This window comes from Acetobacter okinawensis JCM 25146, from assembly GCF_000613865.1.
GTDB classification, from domain to species: domain Bacteria; phylum Pseudomonadota; class Alphaproteobacteria; order Acetobacterales; family Acetobacteraceae; genus Acetobacter; species Acetobacter okinawensis.
This window is the reverse complement of sequence record NZ_BAJU01000088.1, coordinates 1-3,427: the sequence shown is the minus strand read 5'-3', so window position 1 is coordinate 3,427 and position 3,427 is coordinate 1. Positions and strand designations below refer to the sequence as shown.

Here is a 3,427-nt window from a genome sequence, read left to right as displayed (position 1 = left end):
GCCCGACGTCCCCCTGCCCCCCAAGGCGGAGGAACCCTCGCCCGAGGCGGTCAAGACACCCCCATCCCCCCCGGCACCGCTCAAGCCGTCCACCAGTGTTGCGCCGCCATCTCCCATGACGCAGCAGACGGACACGCTGCCCGATACGGTGGTGCCCTCGCATATTACGCAGCCGAACAAGGCCAAGAAGAGCGAGCCAGATACCCACTCCTTGCTGGAAACGCTGGATACGTTCCGCTCGGACCAGAAGCAGACGCACGCGCCCAAGGCACGCGCCAACCCGCTGGCGGGGGGCGCTCCCAACGGTGGCGGCTCACCCGTGGGCACCAACATTACCGGCAGCCTGAGTGTGGGGCAGCAGAAGGCCATAGGGGCATCCGTGCGCCGCTGCTACTCGGAGGATACGGCCGCCAAGGACTACGCCACATTTGTGGCGCATCTTGTGGTGACAGTGGATGCAACGGGCGAGGCGCGCATTGTGCAGTTCGCTCCTGAAACACAGGCCCGTATGGAGGCAGATGCCTCCTACCGGGCTCTGGCCGAGCGTGCCCGCGCAGCCGTGCTCAGCCCCACATGCGCCAAACTGCCGATTCCCAAGGAGCTGCTTGGGCAGACCCGGCAATTGAAATTTGTCTTCAGGCCTTAAAAGCAGGCCATACGGAGGAAAACACATGTTGATGAGTACCCGGCCTCTTATTTCCGATCAGGAAGCAGACGCTCTGGTGGGCGCACTGCGCCGTCGCACCCTGCTGGGTGCCAGCGTTGCTGCTGGGGGCATTCTGGCCACACCACTGGCAGCCTTTGCTGCCAGCCAGCCCGCACCCGAGGCGGAAATTACGGTGGACCAGGCCCGCACGGCTCCTATTCCCATCATCATCCCCGATTTTGGGGGCGGGCTTGGCCAGCAGATGGCCGAGGTGCTGACCAATGACCTGAACAACACCGGGCTGTTCAAGGTTATTCCCGGCAACTCCGCTGCGGCCAAGCCCGATTTTGCCACCGCCAAGGGCCTTGGTGCGCATGCGCAGGTTACGGGCAGCGTGACCGGGAGCGGGGCGTCCGTACGGGTGGAAATGCGGCTGTGGGACGTGCTGAGCCAGCAGCAGATCCAAGGCACGGCCTATACCACGTCCTCCGCTAACTGGCGGCGGATTGCCCATATTGTGGGTGATGTGATTTACGAACGGATGCTGGGTGAAAAAGGGTATTTTGATACCCGCATTGCCTTTATCTCCCGCTCCGGGCCGCGTGGGCACCAGCGCACACGGCTGGCCATTATGGACCAGGACGGGGCCAATGCGCGCATGCTCACGGCGGGCAACTGGCTGACGCTGACGCCACGCTTCAGCCCCACCAAGGACCAGATCGCCTTTATGTCCTATGCCAACAACCGGCCACGGGTGTACCTGTTTGACCTCAATACCGGGCGGCAGCAGATTCTGGGCGATTTTCAGGGCATTTCCTTTGCGCCGCGCTTCTCCCCCGATGGGCGCTCGGTTCTGCTCTCTGTGACCCGCAATGGTGGGTCTGACCTGTATGCGGTTGATCTGGCATCGGGTGCGCGTAGGCAGCTTACGGCGTCTGGCGCGATTGATACCAGCCGTGCTACAGCCCCGACAGCTCCCAGATCGTGTTCAACTCCGACCGTGGCGGCAGCCCGCAGCTTTACATCATGCCTGCAGGGGGCGGGAACGCGCAGCGTATTTCCTACGGGCAGGGGACGTATGGGTCGCCCGTATGGTCGCCTCGTGGGGACCTGATCGCCTTTACCCGTATTGCCGGGGGCATGTTCTCGCTTGGGGTCATGCAGCCTGATGGTTCGGGTGAGCGGATCATGACACAGGGCTTTACGGTGGAAAGCCCAAGTTTCTGCCCCAACGGGCGTGTGCTGGCCTATTGCCGTCAGAGCCGCGCCGGCGCGGGCGGGAGTGGATTCAGCTCCACCATCGGTATGGTCGATATTACCGGCTTTAACGACCGTGTTCTGCCGACCCCGGAAGGGGCATCCGACCCGGCATGGTCCCCCCTTAACGGGTGATCGATTCTTCTCCCGCCCGCCTTTTGGGCGGGAGAAGGTTTCATAATTCCGCCATAATTTTCTTTATAATTTCGTAAATTAGCATTAGTGTGCGCAAAGCTGGGGTGTGTTGTTTGGGTATCAGTCAAGGTATGGCTGATATGAGAAACAGAGAACACGCTTGACCGGCGGCTTAAGCTATGGCTTACGGCGGAATGGTCTCCAAAATTCGTCGGCTCTTCGAAGGGTTCGGAGGGGAGCAGAAGAATACGCGGGGATACAAGGTTATTAACTTCTTTTTCTCCGAATAGCCCTAAGGCTAATTCTCAGGATCCGACACATGAGACTGAAAGTTGTTGCTGCGCTTGGTATGGTTGCTCTTCTGTCAGCCTGTGCGCACGAAAATGCAAACACGGGTGCTTCCACCGGCGCGGCTAGCCAGCCGTCTGGCCCGGTGCCGGGCAGCGAAGCTGATCTGGTCGCTAACGTGGGGGACCGCGTATTCTATGACCTGAACAAGAGCGGCCTGAGCGCCGACGCCAAGACCACCCTGCAGAAGCAGGCTGACTGGCTGGCAAAGTATCCTCAGGTGAACGTTGAAGTTGCAGGCAACTGCGATGACCGCGGCACCGAAGAATACAACATTGCTCTGGGCCAGCGTCGTGCAAACGCCGCTCGTGACTTCCTGGTGGCCAAGGGCGTGACCTCTTCGCGCATCTCCACCATCTCCTACGGTAAAGACCGCCCCACCGCTCTGGGCGACACCGAAGAAGCATGGGCACAGAACCGTAACGCTATTACGTCTGTGAAGTAAGATTTTCAGACTTTATCTGAAATCTGACTGATCCAATGGAACAGGCCGGGCTCAAAAAGCCCGGCCTGTTTTGTATTTCGTGTCTTGTTTTGCGGGAGGGAATGATGGAATTCTTGCCCGTTTCTTATGAATGGGATGAGGTTCCAATGAACTCCCGGGTTAAAGCAGTACGCGTTGTTCGTCATGGTCTTGTGCTTTCGGGGCTGGCCGTGGCGCTTATGGGCACAGCCAGTCCGGCGGGCCATGCGCAGGATGTCACCAGCCGGGAAGGCATTGCCCTTCAGGACCAGATTCTCGCGCTCAAGCAGACCATGAGCCAGATGCAGGCTTCTCAGGGGGATGGGGGGGCACTGCCGCCACCATCCGCCACACCGGGGCACTCTACGGCCGTTAATGGTGATCTGGTCTCCCAGTTGCTGGATCGCGTGAGCACGCTTGAACAGCAGCAGCGCGATATGCGCGGCGAGATTGACCAGCTGACCAACGACCTCCAGCAAAAAACGGCAGCCCTGTCCAAGCAGGTGCTGATAGCCAGTTTGCAGCGGGCGCAGGGGCCAGTGCTGGCGGTGCGGCTGCGGCGGCCGCAGCACCTGCCG

General features: G+C 60.5%; 1 protein-coding gene and 3 pseudogenes. All 4 read left to right on the top strand.

The features are described 5' to 3' along the window. A pseudogene (locus JCM25146_RS15595) lies at positions 1–646 on the top strand (energy transducer TonB); the annotation flags it as partial. A 25-nt stretch (positions 647–671) separates the two neighbouring features. Then, positions 672–2,038: pseudogene (gene tolB, locus JCM25146_RS20185) on the top strand (Tol-Pal system beta propeller repeat protein TolB). Between the two features lie 319 nt (positions 2,039–2,357). Continuing rightward, positions 2,358–2,831 carry a peptidoglycan-associated lipoprotein Pal gene (gene pal / locus JCM25146_RS15580; protein ID WP_025829197.1) on the top strand — a complete coding sequence of 158 codons (474 nt, stop codon included), beginning with the start codon at positions 2,358–2,360 and terminating at the stop codon, positions 2,829–2,831. A gap of 146 nt (positions 2,832–2,977) precedes the next feature. Then, positions 2,978–3,427: pseudogene (locus tag JCM25146_RS23070) on the top strand (hypothetical protein); the annotation flags it as partial.

Excerpts from the sequence above, each read along its gene's own strand:
- pal (WP_025829197.1), top strand. The coding sequence starts at position 2,358 with ATGAGACTGAAAGTTGTTGCTGCGCTTGGTATGGTTGCTCTTCTGTCA.